The sequence below is a fragment of the Haloplanus litoreus genome (assembly GCF_045690335.1).
Lineage (GTDB): Archaea > Halobacteriota > Halobacteria > Halobacteriales > Haloferacaceae > Haloplanus > Haloplanus litoreus.
In genome coordinates, this window is the sequence record NZ_CP147874.1 from 1146704 (window position 1) to 1164094 (window position 17391).

Sequence of the window (17391 nt, forward strand, 5' to 3'; positions counted from 1 at the left end):
AGGTACGGCCCGCTCTGTCCCCGCCGAACCGGCGTGACGCCGGCGGTGAAGAGCGTGCGCGTGTTCGCCCGAATCTCGAAGGACCGTTTGAACTGGGGCGGTGTCTCGCCCGGCGTCCCGACGGTCGCCCGGGACGACTACCCCTCGACGTCGCCCTCGACGCCGATGCGACCCAGCAGTTCGCGTTTGGAGGCGGGGCTGATCGTGATGCCCGCCTCGTCGAAGCGACGCTCGACCGCCAGGGCGTACGCCGACCGAGCGGCAAAGATGTCCTGTCGCCGCGCGTCGCCGATCCAGTAGTGGACGCGAAGCACGACTGCGTCGCCGCCGAACTCGTCGACGTAGGCCTTCGGCGTCGGCTCCGCCTCGATGTCGTCCACGGCGTCCGTCGCTTCCGTAAGCAGCGAAAGGGCGTTGCTCACGTCCGCCTCGTACTCGATGCCGACGTGTTCGACGATCCGGCGACGCTTCCGGCCGTACGGGCGGGTGATCGCCTTCCCGGTCAGCGTCGTGTTCGGTACCGTGATGAGTTCGCCGTCGGGCGTGAGTACTCGGGTCACCCGGAGGGTGATGGACTGGACCGTTCCTTCCCCGTCGGCCCACTCGATGTAGTCGCCGACGTTGAACTCGGGGTCGGCGACGAGGACGAGACCGCTGACGAGGGATCCGACGACCGTCTGCCCGGCGACGCCGATGGCGAGCGTCGCCGCGGCGATGACGAGCGACGAGTCGCCGAGTAGGTCGCCGTAGCCCGCGACGCCGGCGGCGACGAAGAAGGCGACGAGGACGACGAGCAGTCGGACGTACCGCGTGACGGCCTCCCGGAGCGTTGGGTTGTTTCGGTTACGGTGCCGGACGTACTGCCCCACGAGGGGTTCGACGACGAACCAGCCGACGAGGAGGGTGGCGACGAACCCGGCCAGGAACCACGCCCCGCGGACGATGGTGGGCCAGTAGTCGGCGAGTTCCTCGGGGCCGACGGCGGGCGGTGGGGTAGTCGTCATCTGCGCGACGATGTGCATACCCGGCACTCACGGGCGGACGCTACATATGTCTCGGCGTCGTCACTCGGCGGTCGGGGAGGACCGGCGCGACCGAACCGGCGTTACTCGGCGGTCCGGTCCTGGCGGTCGAGTTCGGCCGACAGTTCCTCGGCACCACCTCGGGGCAACTGCTCGCGGAGGCGACCGACGACGTCGCGTGTCTCGACCAGCGACGACCCCGCGACCGCTCGAACCAGCGCGACTGCCCGCTCCGTCCGGGTGTGGCGCCACGACGCCTCGCGTGACTCGTAGGTCCGGATCGCTCGCAGGAAGTCCACCTTGGAGAACTCGGGCCAGTAGGGCGCACAGAAGAACACGGCGGCCTCGTTTCCGTTGGCGTGCCACGGCAGGAAGTTACTCGTGCGCTCGTCGCCGCCGGTGCGGACGATCAGATCCACGTCCCGGACGGGGCGGGCGTACAGGCGGCGGTCGATGGCCGCGACGTCCACGTCGTCGGGGTCGAGGCGGCCCTCGTCGACCGCCATCAGCGTGTCGCGGGCGGCGCCGAGCAGTTCCGCCCGGCCGCCGTACGCCACCGCGATGTTCAGGCGGAAGCGGTCGTAGGACGCGGTCCGTCCCTCGGCGTAGTCGACGGCCTCGCGGACTCGGTCGGGCAGGCGTTCCACCTCGCCGAGGGCGCGGATGCACACCTCGTTCTCGTGGACTCCCTCCGCGTCGGCGAACTCCCGGAGTTTCGACTCGATGAGGTCGAACAGCTGTTCTCGTTCCGCCGGCGGTCGGTCGAAGTTCTCGGTCGAGAAGGCATAGAGCGTGAGTTCCTCGACGCCGAGGTCCTGACACCACCGTAGCACCTGCTCGGTGGTTCGGGAGCCCTCGCGGTGGCCCTCGGTCGTCTCGTCCCCGCGTTCGCGGGCGTACCGCCGGTTCCCGTCCATGATGATGGCGACGTGATCGGGGCCATCCTCGATGTCGCGGCGGAGGAGCCGCTCGTACGCGCGGTCGATCCAGCCCCGTACCCGCGAGTGCATGTTGGGTGCGACGGCGTCGACCAGTATGGGTCTTTTGACAGCCGGGACGTCGGGTCGTGTCTCCGATCACCGGACTGGACGGGGGTCGGGGACGACAACCCCTATTAGCCTCGGGCGTGTGTTTCGTCACGATGAGTGACCCGTCCAACGCGGCGGTCGAGGGGTTCGAACACGTCCCCGAGACCGACCAGCACTTCGAGAACGCGCTGGCGAAGGCCCGGGACGGTCACCGGCTCACCGTCGCCGACGGGGTGGAACTCCTGACGACCGGCACCGACCGCGAGGGGATCGATCCCGCGCGAAAGGAAGCGGTGCTGGAGGCGGCGGACCGTCGGCGTGCGGAGGTCGTCGGCGACGACGTCACCTTCGTCGCCAACCTCAACAACAACGTCACGACGGCCTGTGACACCGGCTGTCAGTTCTGTAACTTCAAGGATCGCGCGTCGGCGTTCGAGACCGACGCCCCGGACGACCACGGCGGCTTCACCAAGACGCCGGCCGACTCACGCCGGGCCGTCGAGGAGGCAGTCGACATGGGCATCTCGGAGGTGTGTTCGGTCAGCGGCCTCCACCCCGCGTTCGCCCTCGACGCCGACCACCGCGAACTGCTCGACGCGGCCGAGAACCCGGAGCGGGTGAACTATCGCCCACCCGCGGCCTACACCACGTCGCCGGGAACGTACGTGGACCAGATTTGCGCCATGTCCGTCGACGGCGTCCACGTCCACTCGATGACGCCCGAGGAGGCCTACCACGCCCGCCGCGGCACCGACTGGTCCTACGAGGAGGTGTACCGCCGCCTCCGGGACGCCGGTCTCGACAGCGCGCCCGGCACCGCCGCGGAGATTCTCGTCGACGAGGTGCGCGACGTGATCTGTCCCGCGAAGATGGACACCGAGGAGTGGCTCGACGCCATGGAGGGGGCGATGGCCGCCGGTCTGCCCGTCACCGCGACGATCATGTACGGGCACGTCGAGAACGAGATGCACCGTGTCATGCATCTGCAGCGGGTACGCGACCTGCAGGACCGGACCGGCGGCATCACCGAGTTCGTTCCGCTCTCTTTCGTCCACCAGCAGACGCCGCTCTACGAGCGCGGCCTCGTCGACGGCGGTGCCACCGACGCCGAGGACGAACTCATGATCGCCGTCTCCCGACTCTTTCTCGACAACGTCGAGAACGTCCAGACCTCGTGGGTGAAGTTCGGCGACGAGAAGTCGCTGAAGACGCTCTCCTGTGGCGCCAACGACTTCATGGGGACGCTCCTCTCCGAGGAGATCACCAAGCGCGCCGGCGGCGACTACGGCGAGTTCCGCTCCGTCGCCGACTACGTCGACATGGTAACCGCCATCGGCCGCCGACCCGTTGAGCGCTCGACGGACTACGAGCGCCGGCGACCGATCGATCCCGACGACGGCCCTCACGGCCCTCGTCTCGGTCCCCGCGCCGACGGGACGCCGCTACTCGACGCCCGTTCGCCGGCGAGGGACGACGCCGCTCGGACGACCGGTAACACCGGTGAAGCCGACGACTGACATGATGGCGACGACCCACGCGGCCGTCGGACTCCTCCTCGCGCTCCCGCTGACAGTCGTCGCGCCGGAACTGGCCCCCGCCGCCGCCCTCGCCGCGATGGCCGGCGGTGTCTTCCCCGACCTCGACCTCGTCGCCGGCGTCCACCGGAAGACGCTCCACTTCCCCGATTACTACTGGCTCGGCGCGATCCCGGCCCTCGTCGCCGCCTCGCTCGCTCCCGGCTTCGCCACCATCGCTGCTGCCTGGTTCCTCCTCTCGGCGGCGGTCCACTCCGTGAGCGACGCCTTCGGCGCGGGGACGGAGCCGCGGCCGTGGGAGCGCACCTCCGCGCAGGCAGTGTATCTCCACTCGCGGAGTCGCTGGCTCGCCCCGCGATACTGGGTACGATACGACGGCGCGCCCGAGGACTACCTACTCACCGTCCTCCTGCTCGCGCCCGGGCTGTTCGTCTTCGGTCCGACGGTCCGGCGCGTCGCCCTCGGGTTCATCGCCGTCGGTGGCGCCTACACGCTCGTCCGCAAGCGCCTGCCGGACGTCGAGGAACGGTTACTGTAGGGCGCGATACCGGCGGCCGGCCCCGTCCTCGGCAGCCAACGCTTCCCGGATCGCCGGCCGGAGCCACGACCCCGCGGCCGGTGACGCCACCTCCCCGTCCCGATACGCCGCGGGCAGGTACCGATCGTGCGTCGGCAGCCGCTCTCGGAGGGGGACCCCCGTCTCGGCCGCGAGCGCCTCCAGTTCTTCGACCGCCGGCCACGCGTGGTCGGGGTTGATGTAATCGTCCGTGACCGGCGAGACGCCGCCCAGGTCGTCGACGCCGCAGTCGAGCAACTCCCGCGTCGGGGCGAGATTCGGCGGCACCTGCACCGACACCTCGTCCGGCAGGGCGACCCGCGCCATCGCCACCGTCTCGCGCATCGTCTCGACGCTCGGCCGCTCGAAGTCGGAGCGCTCGTTGGGAACGACCGGCTGGACGATCACCTCCTGAACGTGGTCGTAGCGTGCGTGGAGTTCGCCAATCGCCAGCAGGCTCTCGGCCCGGTCGCGGCGCGATTCGCCGATGCCGACGAGGATGCCGGTCGTGAACGGGACCGACGCCTCGCCGGCCGCCCGTATCGTCCCCAGTCGGCGCTCGGGTGTCTTCCGCCGCCCCCCGGAATGCGCGCTCACGTCCGCCGTCGTCTCCAGCATCACGCCCATGCTAGCGTTGACCTCGGCGAGACGGTCCAGGGCCGCGGCACGCAGGTCTCCGGGGTTGCTGTGGGGGAGCAAGCCGACGTCGAGGGCCATCTCACAGGCGTCGTAGAGATAGTCGAGCATCGTGTCGTACCCCCAGTCGTCGAGTTGGTCGTGGACGGCGGTGTATCGCTCGTCCGGCGCGTCGCCGAACGTGAACAGCACCTCGGTACAGCCGGCCTCGGCGCCGAACCGAAGTTGCTCCCGGACCGCCTCCGGCGGCATCAGCGACGCCTCGCCGGGCACGTCGTAGAACGTACAGTAGGTGCAGGTGTAGCGACAGGCGGTCGTCAGCGGCAGGAAGACGTTTCGGGCGAAGGTGAGTTCGGGTGCCGGCCCCACGTCCGTCGGTGTCACGTCGAGCAGATCGGTGGCCGCGTCGGCGTCGACGAGGGCGCCGGGAGCGACCCGTTCGTCGTCGTCCTCGGGTGCCCGTGACATGGCCGCGAATCGACGCCCGACGCTCAAAAACCCCCCACTTCGGTTCGGTCACACCGTCCGGTCGATCCCCACCCGACCGTCGCCGACGGCGAGTTCGAACCCCGCCGCTCGGAGCCACGCCGCCGCCTCGCCCTCGCCGTGGAGCAACACCTCGACCAGGTCGGACGGCTCGTCAACGTCGGTCGCGAGGCGCATCGAGTCGACGAGACGTACGTCGGCACCGACCGATTCCGCCGCGTTCAGGTGGTCGCGGATGGAGACGCCGTGGAAGTCGACGCGGAACTCGGGGTGGGACACGACGAGACCGTTCGTCCCGCCGCCGCGGCCGGGCGCGACGGCGACGTCCGCTTCGGCCCCGGCCGCGACCAGCGATCCGATCGCCCGGGGCGTCACCAGACCGAGATCGGACACGAGAATGCCAACCGGATCGGTGCCGCCGAGACGGGAGTTCACCGCCGTCGAGAGCGGGCGCTCGTCGACGGTGACCGGGACGCCCTCGAGGACGTCGTCGCCGAGGTCGACCGGCGCCGTCGCGACGACGACGGGGTCGTGGCCGGTCTCTAGAAGCGCCGAGAGTACGTCACGGAGCATCGCCCGTGCGAAGGCGGCCCGCTCGTCGGCGGCGAGCAGTGGGTCGAGTCGGGTCTTGGGCCGCGTCGCCTCGAACGGGACGAGAACTTGCATCTCCATCGTGAGTGTCGTCGGTGAATCCGGTTCCGTTTTCGGTCGTCGATTCCCAGTTAGGGCGCGTTCCACTGCCGGCCGGCTGCGACGACCACGATCACCCGAGCGGGTCGTCCGGTCCCTGCTGGGAGCGCCAGTAGACGACGCCGCCGACGAGGAGGCCGAGGACGAGCAGTCCGCCCACGGCGTAGATGATCAACTGCTGAGTCTGCTGGGACTGCTGGGCCTGGTTTGCCTGCCGAGTCGCTCGGTTGGCGAGGTTGGTCGCCACGTCGAAGCTGCCGTCGTTGTAGGCGGCGACGGCGTCCTCGTAGTTGGCCTGCGCGTCCGCGGGGTTCGCGCCGTTCGACTGCGCCGTCTCGATGGCGCTGCCCGCTTCGTCGAGGGCGGCGCGCGCCGACGCGCTCCGCTCGGTGTAGTGGTGGGTCTCCCAGCTTTCGATGGTGTTACTGGCGCCGCCTTGCTGGCCACGCTTGAGTTCCATCAGCTGGAATCGCTGGGCCGGGTCGTAGCTGTAGGCGTCCACTTCGGGGACCGTTCCGGTGACCCGGACCTCCACCTCGGCGGTGCCGGAACTCGCGGCGACGTCGACGCCGGAGAACGCCTGGCCCGTCGGTTCGATCAGGTTCACCTGCGACCCCGTCTGGTCGTAGTAGACGATGGTCCAGGACACGTCGGTCAGTTCGGTCGTCCCCGACAGCTGCCACTGCTCGCTCTGGGGGTTCTGGTACAGTTCGTCGAGCGTGATCGTCGCCGATACCTGCGTGCCGACCTGCGCCTCCTCGGGGACATCCTCGCCAGTAACCGACACTGCCGCCGCCGGGACGGTCGCGGCGAGCAGTACGACGAGTGTGGCGAGGACGACCCTAGAAGAGTGATTCGAGTTCGTCCTCGTCATCTTCGACTAGATTCTGGAGATTGGCTTCGCTCTCTTCGCGGATCTCGCTGATGTTGTCCTGTGCCTCGATGGCGACCTGCTGCAGTTCCTTGATTCGGGGCACGTTCGTGACTCCCGAAAGCAGGATGGCGGAGGCGACGAAGTCGCTGTCGTTGACGGGGTAGTCGCCGCCGCGGACCTCCATGCTCCCGGTCTGCTCTTCGAGCCACTTCCGGCCGCGTTCGATGCCTTTCCGGTTCAGGTAGGCGGAGGGTCCGGCCATCACGAGGAGGGCGCGCTCGGTGCCGTCGATTTCACAGGGGAGGGTCAGGCGACCGAGCGCCGCCTTGCGGACCAGGCTCGTGATGCGGTTGGTGGTGTTGGCGGAGTCGAGTTGATCCTCGATGGACTCGTCGTTGCCGGTGAGTTTCGAGAGCAGGCCACCGGAGTTCTGCTTGCGTTCGACCGTTTCGGAGGCGTAACCGACGGTCGAGACGCCGCCGCCGGAGAGCGTGTTGATGATCTCGGAGCTGTCGACGACCGACTCGGCGACTTCCTGGCCCTCGCGAACCTCGCCCGCGCCGAACAGGATGCCGAAACGACGGACGATTTCGTCGTTGATCTCGTCGTAGCCGCTCTGGACGGACTCGCCCGTCTTCCGCCAGGCGTCGTTGTCGAAGACGAGGAGATTGTCCACCTCGTTGACGAGCGTCTGGAAGGAGCGAGCGGCGTTGAGCGTGTAGATCCCACCCTCGTCGCTCCCGGGGAGGATGCCGAGACCGTAGACGGGTTCCGTGTAGATGCGCTTGAGATGTTTCGCCAGCACCGGTGAGCCACCGCTCCCGGTACCCCCGCCCAGTCCGGCGACCACGAGGAAGGCGTCGACCTCGTGGACGGGGATGCCGTCGATGGCGCCCTGGATCTCACCGATATCCTCCTCGGCGATCTCCGCGCCGAGTTCGTTGTCCGCGCCCACGCCGTGTCCCTTCACTCGGGACTGGCCGATGAGCACGCGCTGGTTCTGCGGAATGTGTTCGAGACCCATCAGGTCGGCCTTGGCAGTGTTGACGGCGACCGCCGCGCGGACGATTTCGCTCCCCGTCCGCTGATCGTATTCGATGAACTTGTCGACGACCTTGCCGCCGGCCTGCCCGAAACCGATCATGGCCAGTTTCATAGTTTCAGACGCCTCTTCATTGGCAAGAATCCAGGCGCAAAACGACCATAAACCTTGTGGGAGGGGGCGCCTCTCGTCGACGAGATACGAGAGCTAATCGACCGACTGCGGTCCGGTGTCGCCCGTCAGATCGGCGTCTGACGGATGGCGGACGCCCGTCAGCGGTCGGCGAGGTAGTCGCCGAGGGTGCGGAGCGCCGACTCGTCGACGTCGAACGCCCCCACGTCGTTGTGTTCGGTGGTGTTGTCGAACTGGAGCGATCGATACTGATCGGCGCCCATCGGGGCGCCGGGAATCGATCCGAGTACCGACAGTCCGATCTTGGCGAGGGCCATCGGCACCGGGATCACGGTCGCCGGTCGCCCCTCGCTCCCGTGGACCTTGCGCGCGACGTCCGCGAGCGACAGTCGTTCCGGGCCGCCGACCTCGTAGACCCCGCCGTCGTACGCGTCGTCCTCGACGGCCGTCGCGAGCATCGGGGCGAGGTCTTCGACCCAGATCGGCTGGAAGCGGGTCTTCCCGCCGCCCGGAAGGGGTGTCAGGTACGGTGGCGCGAGTTTCTTCGTGAAGGGAACGAACTCGCCACCGTCGCCGAAGATCACCGACGGCCGGAAGATGACGTAGCGCAACGACGACGACTTGACGACTTCCTCGGCCGCGCCCTTGGCGCGGATGTACGCCGTAGGTCCGTTCGGATCGGCGCCGAGCGCGCTCATCTGCAGGATCTTCTCGACGCCCGTCTCCTCGGCCGCGCGCACGACGTTCTCGGTTCCCCCCCGGTGGATCCGGTCGTGCATCTCGTCGCCGCCGGAAGGCTTGAACAGCGGCGAGAGCGCGACCAGATTGACGACGGCGTCGTGCCCCCTCATGGGTTCGACCAGCGAGTCGTAGGCCGTTACGTCGCCCATCGCCTTCTCGACCCCACCCGGTAGATCACCCTTGCTCGGCTGCCGTGCGAGCGCCGTCACCGAGTGGCCCCGAGACTTCAGTTCGCGGCACAGGTATCGGCCGACGAATCCCGTCCCGCCGGTTACAAGAATCTTCATAGCCTATACATTTCCGCGAATCGACCTAAAGCTAACGCGCTGTGAACCGTTAACACGGCGGCGTTCGCCCGCCGGCGAGCGTTTCCAACTATATATCATGGATTCAATAGATCCGGCGAGGTCGCCCCGCGTCGCGGACCCGGACGGTTAATCCCCTCCCTCCGTAACGTCGGCCATGCTCATCACGCTGGAGGGACTCGACGGGAGCGGCAAGACGACGGCCTGGCGGGCGCTCCGTGACCGCTATCCGGCGGCCGTCTTCACGCGCGAGCCCACCGATTCGTGGTACGGCGAGGCCGTCCTCCGCTCCGTCGACGACGACGACGCCGACCCGCTGGCGGAACTCTTCCTCTACATGGCCGACCACGCCGACCACCTCTCGCGGGTGATCCGTCCCGCCCTTGCCGACGGATCGACCGTCGTCTCGGATCGCTACTCGGACTCCCGGATCGCCTACCAGGCGGCGACGCTCGCCGACTCCACGCTCGCCGACCCCTTCGAATACGTACGCTCCATCCACGGCCCGATCTCTCGGCCACCGGACGCCACGCTCTATCTCGACGTCGACCCCGAGACGGCCGCCGAGCGAAGCGGCCGGACGAACAAGTTCGAGCGGGTGGACCACCTCCGTGCGGTCCGTGCAGGATACGAGCGACTGATCGACGAGCACCCGGACCGGTTCGTCCGCATCGACGCCACGCGTCCGCAAGCGACCGTTCTCGACGACGTGACGGCGGTCGTCGACCGACTGCTCGACTAGCGCCCCGCCGTGTCGGGCAGTTCGTACTCGTCCGGCGCCGGGACGTACAACACGTCGATGGTCACGCCGAGCGCCATCGGGAGCCCGACCATCAGGCCGAGGACGGCGCCGGCGCTCCCGAGGTCGACGCCGACACCGAGGCTGAACGCGACGATGGTCGTTATCACGAGTACCACCGGGACGAGCAGCGCCGTGTACACGACGGTCCCCCACCGGGTGTGCAACTGGATGCGGAAAAAGCGGGTCATCACCGCCGCGACGAGGGTGTTACCGACGAAGACGACGGCCATCAGGGCAACATCCAGGAGAGTCGCCATAGCGGATCTGGGGGCTCGACCGGCTTTTCACTGTCGCTTCCGCACCTACCGACCCGCGTTCCCCTGTGCCCGGTCGACCAACTGCGCCACTGGTCCGGTGTAGTCGTAGCCCGGGATGATCCCTTGGACGTAGGTGCCCTCGACGTAGTTCACGATGGCGGCGGCGTCGTCGACGCCCCGCCGTTCGTCGATGTCGGTAAAGGACATCTCGACGACCACCTCCGTGTCGGTCAGTCGAACCGCCGGGTCGAATTCGTGGTCGCCGCGGACGACGCCGTCGGCGTCCGCCACCCGCAGTTCCAGCGTCTCCATCCATCCCTCCTCGACGACCGCCGCCACGTCGCCGTCGACGGCCGCCGAGAGCGACGGCGCTCGGATCTCCACCGCGTAGTCGATCCGTCCCTCGTTCTCGACTGCCTCCACGACGGCATCGAAGGCCGTCGTCGTCGCTTCGAACCGGTCGTCGTCGGTGCTGGCGAACATCTCGTGGTCGCGGAACGCCCGTGTGGCCCGTCCGGTGGTCTCGCTCATACGGAACGACAGGGCGTGAGCGGCAAAAAGTCCCTCGCGTCGTCGAGGTGGCGACTTTCGGCTCCCCCAGCATCCTGCCGACGGCGGCATGTTTAAGTTTCTGCCGCCGTTTGCCCCAAGTGACGCTTCGTCTGGAGGGCCGAAGCGTCAGCGGGGACCAATTCAGGGCGGCAAGCGATCGTACGGACCCTCTTTCCCCGTACATCGCTTTTCGCTTTTGACCGTCGACCATCGAGCGACCGCGTCGTGCGTGTTTCGTCCGTGGCTTCGGTAGTACAGTACGACTCTCGACGCATTCGTTCGGCACCTCTGGATGCCTCACTCGTTGTGAGGCAGGGGAGTCGAACCGGGGAGAGAAGTGAGCGAAGCGAACGGAACGACCGTGGTTCGACTCCCTGGACGCACTGCACGCTCCTCACGTTCGTTCGGAGCGGCAGTGCGAGGGAGGGGATTCGAACCCCCGAACTCCTTCGAGAGCGGGTCTTAAGCCCGCCGCCTTTGGCCTGGCTCGGCCACCCTCGCCCGGGTCTCCGTTTCCCGTTCCACCGCAAGTGGCTTTCGGTCCGCGCAGCGATCGACTACGCTTTGCCGCGGTGTTCGAACTCGACGGACGCGCCCAGAATCTCCGCGAGCGACTCCACCGTATCCTGAAGCTCGGCGATCCGTCGTTCGTGCCGGTCGAGTCTCGCCGTCATCCCCTCGATAGACGCGTTGAGCGTCTCCAACTCGCCCTGGAGGTCCTCGGGAACTTCCTCCGACAGCGTCTCGATCGCCTCGCGGGCCTCGTCGGCCTCGTCGGCCGAGACCAGCCCGTGATCCGACGGGTTCGTGAGCATCCGCCGGTGAGAGAGAATCGCCTCCGAGACGCTCTCGCTCCCGTCCGGCAGCGTGATGGTCAGCGGTCCGACCGCGCTCGACCCGCCCGACTCGGCCTCTGTGTCGGTCTCGCCGCCGTCCGTGGCGGCGTCGTCCGCCTCGACGACGCTCGCCGTCGCCGCCGTCTCGGCGTCGTCGTCCGTGGAGTCCGATTCGGATCGCTCCGTCTCTATGGGATTCGTGTCCATGTTCCGAACACGGCTCCCGCCGCTCATAAACCATCGTCAGACAACAATGTCGAAGCTGATAGGTCCTCGCCGGGTCACCCACGCCGGTAGTGTACCGCCTCGACCCGCCGGTCGAACGCCGCCGCGAGTCGGTCGGTGATCGGACCGCCGCCGACGGCGACGTCGTCGACGGCCGCTACGGGTCTGATCTCCCACGTCGTGTTCGTCAGGAACGCCTCGTCGGCCGTGCGGACCGTCTCGACGCCGTAAGCCCCCGTCTCCACCGGGACGTCCAGGTCCGCCGCCAGATCGAGGACGACGGCACGCGTCACGCCCGGGAGAATCGGCCCCGACAGGGCCGGCGTCTTCAGCACCCCGTCGGCGACGACGAAGACGTTGCTCGTCGCGCCCTCGGCGACGAACCCCTCCGTATCGCGGATCAGGGCCTCGTCCGCGTCGGTGTCTCGGAGTTCGAGTCGTGCCAGGATGCCGTCGAGATAGTTGTGCGTCTTGGCGTCGGCGGGCATCGCCGACTCCGGGATCCGTCGTCGGTCGACCGTCCGCACCGTCGCCGGATCGTCCCACGTCGACTCCCCCCCGACGCCGCCTCGGGGGAGCGGCTTGACGATGACGACGACCGAGGGGTCCACCGCCGGGTCGGGCGTCAACTTCCCGGGCTGGACCCCCCGCGTCACCGAGACGCGGACGTAGGCGTCGTCGAGGTCGTTCGCGTCCAGCGTGGCCGCGATGCGCTCCCGGAGGTCACCGGGGACGGCCTCGCCCATGCCGAGGGTCTCGCAGGTCCCGACGAGCCTGTCGCGGTGAGCGTCCCACTCGAAGACCGTCCCGTCGTAGGCCCGGCACGTCTCGAACCCGGCGTCGCCGTAGAGGAAGCCCCGGTCGTCGACCCGCACCGTCGCCTCCGCGGCGGGCACGAGGTGGCCGTTCACGTGGTACTGCATCGGTCCAGAAAGTTGCGGACGAGTTGCTGTCCGTCGTCGGTCAGGATGCTCTCCGGATGAAACTGCACGCCTACGTGGGGTTTCTTCCGGTGGCGGACGCCCATCACGACGCCGTTCTCGTCGTCGGTGTGAGCCGTCTCCTCCAGAACTGTGGGTACGTCCGTTCGCTCGACCGCCAGCGAGTGGTACCGACCCACCTCGATTCGGTCTGGGAGGCCGGCGAAGACCCCGTGGCCGTCGTGGCTGATCGTCGACCGCTTGCCGTGGACCACCTCGGGGGCGTGGCCCACCTCCGCGCCGTGGACTGCACAGAGCGCCTGGTGGCCGAGACAGACTCCGAGAGTCGGGTACTCGAGGTCGGCGAACACCGGCATCGACACGCCCGCATCCCGGGGCGTTCCCGGGCCGGGAGAGACGACGATGGCGTCCGGATCGATCGCCTGGATCCCCGCCACGTCCACCGCGTCGTTCCGGCGGACGAGCACCTCGTCGGCCGCCCCGCCGACGTACTGGACGAGGTTGTACGCGAAGGAGTCGTAGTTGTCGACGACGAGAACCCGGGTCATCCGGCGCCCGCCTCCACGTCCATCTCCGTGTCGTCGCCGAGGGCGGTGTCGACGGCGGTGATCAGCGCCTGTGCCTTCGCCAGCGTCTCGTCGTACTCCCGGTCGGGCACCGAGTCGTGGACCACGCCGCCGCCCACCCGGAGGTGGTACTCGTCGCCGTGACGGACCAGCGTCCGAATGATGATGTTGAGCGTCGCTCGCCCGTCGAAGCCGATGGCCGCCATGCTGCCCGTGTACGGCCCGCGGCGGTGGTGCTCCACCTCGTCGATGATCTCCATCGTCCGCGGTTTGGGGGCGCCCGTGATGGTCCCCCCGGGGAACAGGGCGCCGATGGCGTCGCCGAGGTCGTACCCCTCGTGGAGGCGACCGGACACCGTCGAGACGAGGTGAAACACCTCCGAATACTCGTCTATCCGGCGGTACTCGTCGACCGTGACCGATCCGTACTCGCTTACCTTCCCCAGGTCGTTGCGCTCTAAATCGACCAGCATCGCGTGTTCCGCCCGCTCCTTCTCGTCGTTCCGGAGGTCGGCCCGCAGGCGGCGGTCCGCCGCCCCGTCTTCGCCCCGCGGGCGGGTACCGGCGATCGGTTCGGTCTCCAGTCGGTTGCCGTCCCGTTCCAGCAGGAGCTCCGGACTCGCACTCACCAGATCTACGCCCGGGAACTCCACCAGCCCGGAGTACGGCGCCGGGTTCACCGTGCGGAGCGCGGCGAAGGCCTCGACGGGATGGACCGCGGCCGGGGCGGTCAGTCGGTGCGAGACGTTCGCCTGGAACGTGTCGCCGTCGCGGATGTACCCTTTGACCCGACGCACCCGGTCGCGGTACGCCGTGCGGTCACACGAACTCCGGAAGGTGACCGGACCGGTCGTCGGCGGTGGGTCGACGGACGGATCACCCGTTCGTGCTGCGTCGGCGAGGTCGAGTGCCCGCTGCAGGCCGCGCTCGTAGGCGGCGTCGACGGCGTCGCCGTCCGTCGGCGTGGTCTCCACCCGCTCGCCGTCCGTGTCGCCGCCGACCCGCGGCGTCGCGACGAAGCGCAGCACCGATTCGCCCGTTCGCCACGCGGCGAGGCAGGTGTATCGCGCCAACTGGAGACGCGGGAGTCCCCGGTCGTCGACGGTGGTCGACGGCAGAGCCTCGATTTCCCTGACTGCGTCGTAGGAGAGCCATCCGAAGAAGCCACCGGGATAGGGAATCTCGCAGTCGCCGCGGACGAGTGACGCCGCCTCGACCAGGTCGGTGATCGTCCGCAGGACGCCGTCCTCGTTCCCCCCAACCTCGTAGACTGCGTCGGGTTCGACGCCGAAGTAGCCCCAGCCGGGCCGTCCCCCCGACGTCTCGAAGAACACGGCGGGGGCGTCACCGCGCGCCCGGCGGTAGGCCTCGAACGGATCGGCGTCGAGGGTCACCTCGACCGGCACGCGGGCGCCCGGCGACGCCGTCGCGGCCGCCGCACGGAAGGAGTCGAGGGAGGTTCGGATCGTCGGGTTCACCGTGTGTCCCCCGGTACGGTCGGTCCCGACGCTTGGCGTGCCAGCGTCGTCTCCGTCGGCTCAGCGATCCACATCCACGGACTTCAGGGTCACGTCTTCGGCGGGCTGATCGTTCGGTCCCGTCCGGACCGACCCGATCTCCTCGACCACGTCCATCCCGTCGACGACTTCGCCGAAGACGGCGTGATCGCCGTCGAGGTGGGGCTGTGCGTCGAGCGTGATGAAGAACTGCGACCCGTTGGTGTTCGGGCCGCGATTGGCCATCGAGAGGACACCCGCGCCGTCGTGGCGGAGTTCGTCGTGGAACTCGTCGTCGAAGGTGTAGCCCGGACCGCCGCGACCGGTGCCGGTCGGGTCGCCACACTGGAGCATGAAGTCGGAGATGATCCGGTGGAAGGGGACGTCCGTGTAGAGCGGATCGGTCCGCTTCTCGCCGCTCTCGGGGTCCTCCCACGCGCCGGTACCGGCCTCGACGGGGCTGTCCCAGTCGTCGGTCCCTTCGGCCAGACCGATGAAGTTCTCCACCGTCTTCGGCGCTCGATCCGCGAACAGTTCGACCGTGATGTCGCCGTGTGTCGTGTGCAGCGTCGCCGTCGGATTGCTCATACCGGTTCCTCGCGGTCCGGCGGCATAACGTTGCTGACCGCGGGCGATCAGTCGTCGACGCCGGGTTCGGGTGTCGGGGTTGGCGTCGGCGTGGCCGTCGGCGTCGGTGTGGCCGTCGGCGTCGGCGTGGACGGTGTGGGTCCGTCCTCGCCCTCCGGCCCGTCCTCGTCGCCGTTGATCGGCGACCGGTTGTCCCCCTGAATCATGAACTCCACGAGGTAGGCGATGAACTCCTCGTTGTCGGCGACGTTGTACCGGTCCCCGCGCAGGAACGTCTTGTCGCCGAGCAACACCGTGTTCTCCGTGCGCACCGCGACCGGATACTCGCCGGTCACCTCGTCACTCCCGGATTTGTGGGTGTTCGGTGCACTCCGCAGGAGGACCGTCCCCCGTCTCGTGGTGACCGCCGCTGCGGTGTACATCGTCGTCCGTTCGACGTCGTCGAGGGTTCCCTCTCCCGTTGGCCGCGCGACGATGTGCTTGAAGGTTCCGTCGGCGTGCTCCTGGTTGTAGAGGTACTGGGTGTCGACGCTCATCCCGTAACTGGCGGCGAGCGTCGTGAGGCGACTCTCCTGGTTCTGGATGGTGGATCCGAAGAGGCCACTGCTGATCGCGGTGCGGTCCGGTTCGCCGACCATCACCAGGTGGCCGCCGTTGCCCGTGAACTGCCGGACGTCGTCCACGTCTCCGGGGAGATACTCGGTGCCGGGATCGACCACGAGGAACGTATCGGCGCCCTCGAGCTGGGCGGCGAGGTCACCGCTCGTGTAGAACTCGACGTTGAATCCCTGGCGGACCAGCGCATCGACCAGCGGTTCGATGTCCGCGCGGGTGATGCGGTTGGCGTGCCCGCGGTCGATGAGTACCGTCCCGTTCGTGGTGGCGCCGGGAACGGAAGCGGGGTCGACCGTCCCGGTCGCGGCGAGCTGATCGGGGGCGACCGAGTCGGGTTCGTACTCGGGGTTCTGGAGCGTCGTCCGCTCCTCGTCCGATGTGAGTACCGCCGGGCCGGCGCCCGCGATGGCGACGACGACGACGACGGTCAGGACGAGCACCGCGACCCGCTTGCCCACCTCACGCAACCACATGGGTCCCTCCCACGTCCGCGGCCACCGTCGGGGGCACCGCTCCTTCGTCGGACGCAGTTCGGTTGTCGGTGCGTCGCTCCCGGCTATCGTCGTTCGACGGGTCGAGATACGTCGCCGGTACCATCAGGAAGACTGGGCCGGACGGGTCCTCCCCGTAGAGATACTGCGCCGAGACCATCTCCTTGTCCGGTGCCGTCGACGCGACGTAGTTCGACCGCGAGAGGAAGCGCGCGGTCCCGTCCGGGCGCATCACCCGCACGTCGTAGCGGTCCAGCCCCGCCTCGTCGGCGGCGTGTTCGACTGCGGCCTGCCGACCGCCGATGGCGTCGGCCATTCCGTTCCGGACCGCCTGCGTCCCGCTGTAGATGCGTGCCTGTTCGAGTTCCGTCCGCGAGAGATCCAGTCGGTCGCCCCGTTGCTCGAACACGGCGCCGATGAAGGCGTTACCCAGCGACTCGAGGATGTAGTTGAACTCACGGGCGTCGCCGCCGGTCAACTTGTTCGGCCCCGTCGTCGCGACGAGGGTCGTCGGCTCGAGTTCCTGAGGGGCCGTCGCCAACACCCCGACGCTCCCGACGGTCGACGCCGGCTTGGTGTAGATGCGGTCGCTCGGCGCGATGGTGTAGTAGGCGCCCGAGGCCGCCGAGGCGTCGACGCTGGTCACGAGTGGCATCTCCGCGGCCGTCCGTTTGGTCTGGAGGTACAGCTCCTCGCTGGCGGCGGCACCACCACCCCCGCTGTTCGCCACCAACACGACTGCCTTCACGTCCGGGTCGTTCCGGGCTTGCTGGAGCATCGACGAGACGCCCGCGGAAGTGGAGCCGTCGATGGTACCCGAGAGGGGGACGACCGCCACCGTCCCCTCGGAGGACGTGGCGTTCCACGCCACGGGGGCCAGTGCGAGTCCCACGACTACGCCCACCACGACGAACAGCACGTACGAGCGTGCGATTCGTGACAGGAGGGCTCGGATTCTGCTCGCCATGAGTACGT

At 68.5% G+C, this 17391-nt stretch carries 19 protein-coding genes and 1 tRNA gene; 3 read left to right on the forward strand and 17 right to left on the reverse strand.

Annotated elements, in window-relative coordinates:
- Window positions 1-137 precede the first annotated feature (137 nt).
- Window positions 138-1022 (reverse strand): mechanosensitive ion channel family protein, encoded by an 885-nt coding sequence (locus V8686_RS06185; protein WP_379703084.1) that lies wholly within the window; start codon window positions 1020-1022, stop codon window positions 138-140.
- 83 nt (window positions 1023-1105) lie between these two features.
- Window positions 1106-2032 carry a polyprenyl diphosphate synthase gene (uppS, locus tag V8686_RS06190; RefSeq protein WP_379703086.1) on the reverse strand — a complete coding sequence of 309 codons (927 nt, stop codon included), beginning with the start codon at window positions 2030-2032 and terminating at the stop codon, window positions 1106-1108.
- 131 nt (window positions 2033-2163) lie between these two features.
- Here uppS and cofH point away from each other — a divergent pair, with 131 nt between their 5' ends.
- Window positions 2164-3567, forward strand: coding sequence for a 7,8-didemethyl-8-hydroxy-5-deazariboflavin synthase subunit CofH (cofH, locus tag V8686_RS06195; protein WP_379703087.1), 1404 nt, complete (start codon window positions 2164-2166; stop codon window positions 3565-3567).
- Between the two features lies 1 nt (window position 3568).
- Window positions 3569-4123, forward strand: a complete 555-nt coding sequence (locus V8686_RS06200; protein WP_379706485.1) for a metal-dependent hydrolase — start codon at window positions 3569-3571, stop codon at window positions 4121-4123.
- Here V8686_RS06200 and cofG read toward each other — a convergent pair.
- The 5 genes from cofG to V8686_RS06225 form a co-directional block, all read right to left on the reverse strand.
- Entirely contained in the window at window positions 4115-5245 is a 1131-nt protein-coding gene (gene cofG / locus V8686_RS06205) for a 7,8-didemethyl-8-hydroxy-5-deazariboflavin synthase subunit CofG (protein ID WP_379703088.1), read from the reverse strand. The genes V8686_RS06200 and cofG overlap by 9 nt on opposite strands.
- Window positions 5246-5293: 48 nt before the next feature.
- Window positions 5294-5929, reverse strand: coding sequence for a 2-phospho-L-lactate guanylyltransferase (gene cofC, locus V8686_RS06210; protein WP_379706488.1), 636 nt, complete (start codon window positions 5927-5929; stop codon window positions 5294-5296).
- A 97-nt stretch (window positions 5930-6026) separates the two neighbouring features.
- Window positions 6027-6827 carry a hypothetical protein gene (locus V8686_RS06215; protein WP_379703089.1) on the reverse strand — a complete coding sequence of 267 codons (801 nt, stop codon included), beginning with the start codon at window positions 6825-6827 and terminating at the stop codon, window positions 6027-6029.
- The gene (locus V8686_RS06220; protein WP_379703090.1) at window positions 6796-7983 is read right to left on the reverse strand and encodes a tubulin/FtsZ family protein; all 1188 of its coding nucleotides are present in this window, start codon (window positions 7981-7983) and stop codon (window positions 6796-6798) included. Before V8686_RS06220 ends, V8686_RS06215 begins: the two co-directional genes overlap by 32 nt.
- A gap of 158 nt (window positions 7984-8141) precedes the next feature.
- Window positions 8142-9029, reverse strand: a complete 888-nt coding sequence (locus V8686_RS06225) for a complex I NDUFA9 subunit family protein (RefSeq protein WP_379703091.1) — start codon at window positions 9027-9029, stop codon at window positions 8142-8144.
- Between the two features lie 175 nt (window positions 9030-9204).
- On the opposite strand from V8686_RS06225, the gene tmk reads away from it, so the two are divergent.
- Window positions 9205-9789 carry a dTMP kinase gene (tmk, locus tag V8686_RS06230; protein ID WP_379703092.1) on the forward strand — a complete coding sequence of 195 codons (585 nt, stop codon included), beginning with the start codon at window positions 9205-9207 and terminating at the stop codon, window positions 9787-9789.
- Here the strand turns inward: tmk and V8686_RS06235 are convergent.
- From V8686_RS06235 to V8686_RS06280, 10 genes are all read right to left on the reverse strand, one after another.
- Window positions 9786-10106 carry a hypothetical protein gene (locus V8686_RS06235; protein WP_379703093.1) on the reverse strand — a complete coding sequence of 107 codons (321 nt, stop codon included), beginning with the start codon at window positions 10104-10106 and terminating at the stop codon, window positions 9786-9788. The genes tmk and V8686_RS06235 overlap by 4 nt on opposite strands.
- Before the next feature lie 45 nt (window positions 10107-10151).
- Entirely contained in the window at window positions 10152-10637 is a 486-nt protein-coding gene (locus V8686_RS06240; RefSeq protein ID WP_379703094.1) for a DUF5813 family protein, read from the reverse strand.
- Between the two features lie 437 nt (window positions 10638-11074).
- Window positions 11075-11159: transfer RNA gene (locus V8686_RS06245), tRNA-Leu, on the reverse strand.
- Window positions 11160-11215: 56 nt separating this feature from the next.
- Complete coding sequence (locus tag V8686_RS06250) at window positions 11216-11701, reverse strand: hypothetical protein (RefSeq protein WP_379703095.1); 486 nt, start codon at window positions 11699-11701, stop codon at window positions 11216-11218.
- 74 nt (window positions 11702-11775) lie between these two features.
- Window positions 11776-12642 carry an aminotransferase class IV gene (locus tag V8686_RS06255; RefSeq protein WP_379703096.1) on the reverse strand — a complete coding sequence of 289 codons (867 nt, stop codon included), beginning with the start codon at window positions 12640-12642 and terminating at the stop codon, window positions 11776-11778.
- On the reverse strand, window positions 12627-13208 hold the full coding sequence (locus V8686_RS06260; protein ID WP_379703097.1) for an anthranilate synthase component II: 582 nt from the start codon (window positions 13206-13208) through the stop codon (window positions 12627-12629). The genes V8686_RS06255 and V8686_RS06260 overlap by 16 nt, the downstream gene beginning before the upstream one ends.
- Complete coding sequence (gene pabB, locus V8686_RS06265) at window positions 13205-14704, reverse strand: aminodeoxychorismate synthase, component I (RefSeq protein ID WP_379703098.1); 1500 nt, start codon at window positions 14702-14704, stop codon at window positions 13205-13207. Before pabB ends, V8686_RS06260 begins: the two co-directional genes overlap by 4 nt.
- A gap of 60 nt (window positions 14705-14764) precedes the next feature.
- Window positions 14765-15310, reverse strand: a complete 546-nt coding sequence (locus V8686_RS06270; RefSeq protein WP_379703099.1) for a peptidylprolyl isomerase — start codon at window positions 15308-15310, stop codon at window positions 14765-14767.
- A 47-nt stretch (window positions 15311-15357) separates the two neighbouring features.
- Window positions 15358-16398, reverse strand: a complete 1041-nt coding sequence (locus V8686_RS06275; protein ID WP_379703100.1) for a DUF4350 domain-containing protein — start codon at window positions 16396-16398, stop codon at window positions 15358-15360.
- Complete coding sequence (locus V8686_RS06280; RefSeq protein WP_379703101.1) at window positions 16385-17383, reverse strand: S49 family peptidase; 999 nt, start codon at window positions 17381-17383, stop codon at window positions 16385-16387. Before V8686_RS06280 ends, V8686_RS06275 begins: the two co-directional genes overlap by 14 nt.
- Between the last annotated feature and the right edge of the window lie 8 nt (window positions 17384-17391).

Coding starts and splice junctions, on each gene's coding strand:
- V8686_RS06185 (WP_379703084.1), bottom strand. CDS start 1,022: ATGCACATCGTCGCGCAGATGACGACTACCCCACCGCCCGCCGTCGGC.
- uppS (WP_379703086.1), bottom strand. CDS start 2,032: ATGCACTCGCGGGTACGGGGCTGGATCGACCGCGCGTACGAGCGGCTC.
- cofH (WP_379703087.1), top strand. CDS start 2,164: ATGAGTGACCCGTCCAACGCGGCGGTCGAGGGGTTCGAACACGTCCCC.
- V8686_RS06200 (WP_379706485.1), top strand. CDS start 3,569: ATGATGGCGACGACCCACGCGGCCGTCGGACTCCTCCTCGCGCTCCCG.
- cofG (WP_379703088.1), bottom strand. CDS start 5,245: ATGTCACGGGCACCCGAGGACGACGACGAACGGGTCGCTCCCGGCGCC.
- cofC (WP_379706488.1), bottom strand. CDS start 5,929: ATGCAAGTTCTCGTCCCGTTCGAGGCGACGCGGCCCAAGACCCGACTC.
- V8686_RS06215 (WP_379703089.1), bottom strand. CDS start 6,827: ATGACGAGGACGAACTCGAATCACTCTTCTAGGGTCGTCCTCGCCACA.
- V8686_RS06220 (WP_379703090.1), bottom strand. CDS start 7,983: ATGAAACTGGCCATGATCGGTTTCGGGCAGGCCGGCGGCAAGGTCGTC.
- V8686_RS06225 (WP_379703091.1), bottom strand. CDS start 9,029: ATGAAGATTCTTGTAACCGGCGGGACGGGATTCGTCGGCCGATACCTG.
- tmk (WP_379703092.1), top strand. CDS start 9,205: ATGCTCATCACGCTGGAGGGACTCGACGGGAGCGGCAAGACGACGGCC.
- V8686_RS06235 (WP_379703093.1), bottom strand. CDS start 10,106: ATGGCGACTCTCCTGGATGTTGCCCTGATGGCCGTCGTCTTCGTCGGT.
- V8686_RS06240 (WP_379703094.1), bottom strand. CDS start 10,637: ATGAGCGAGACCACCGGACGGGCCACACGGGCGTTCCGCGACCACGAG.
- V8686_RS06250 (WP_379703095.1), bottom strand. CDS start 11,701: ATGGACACGAATCCCATAGAGACGGAGCGATCCGAATCGGACTCCACG.
- V8686_RS06255 (WP_379703096.1), bottom strand. CDS start 12,642: ATGCAGTACCACGTGAACGGCCACCTCGTGCCCGCCGCGGAGGCGACG.
- V8686_RS06260 (WP_379703097.1), bottom strand. CDS start 13,208: ATGACCCGGGTTCTCGTCGTCGACAACTACGACTCCTTCGCGTACAAC.
- V8686_RS06270 (WP_379703099.1), bottom strand. CDS start 15,310: ATGAGCAATCCGACGGCGACGCTGCACACGACACACGGCGACATCACG.
- V8686_RS06275 (WP_379703100.1), bottom strand. CDS start 16,398: ATGTGGTTGCGTGAGGTGGGCAAGCGGGTCGCGGTGCTCGTCCTGACC.
- V8686_RS06280 (WP_379703101.1), bottom strand. CDS start 17,383: ATGGCGAGCAGAATCCGAGCCCTCCTGTCACGAATCGCACGCTCGTAC.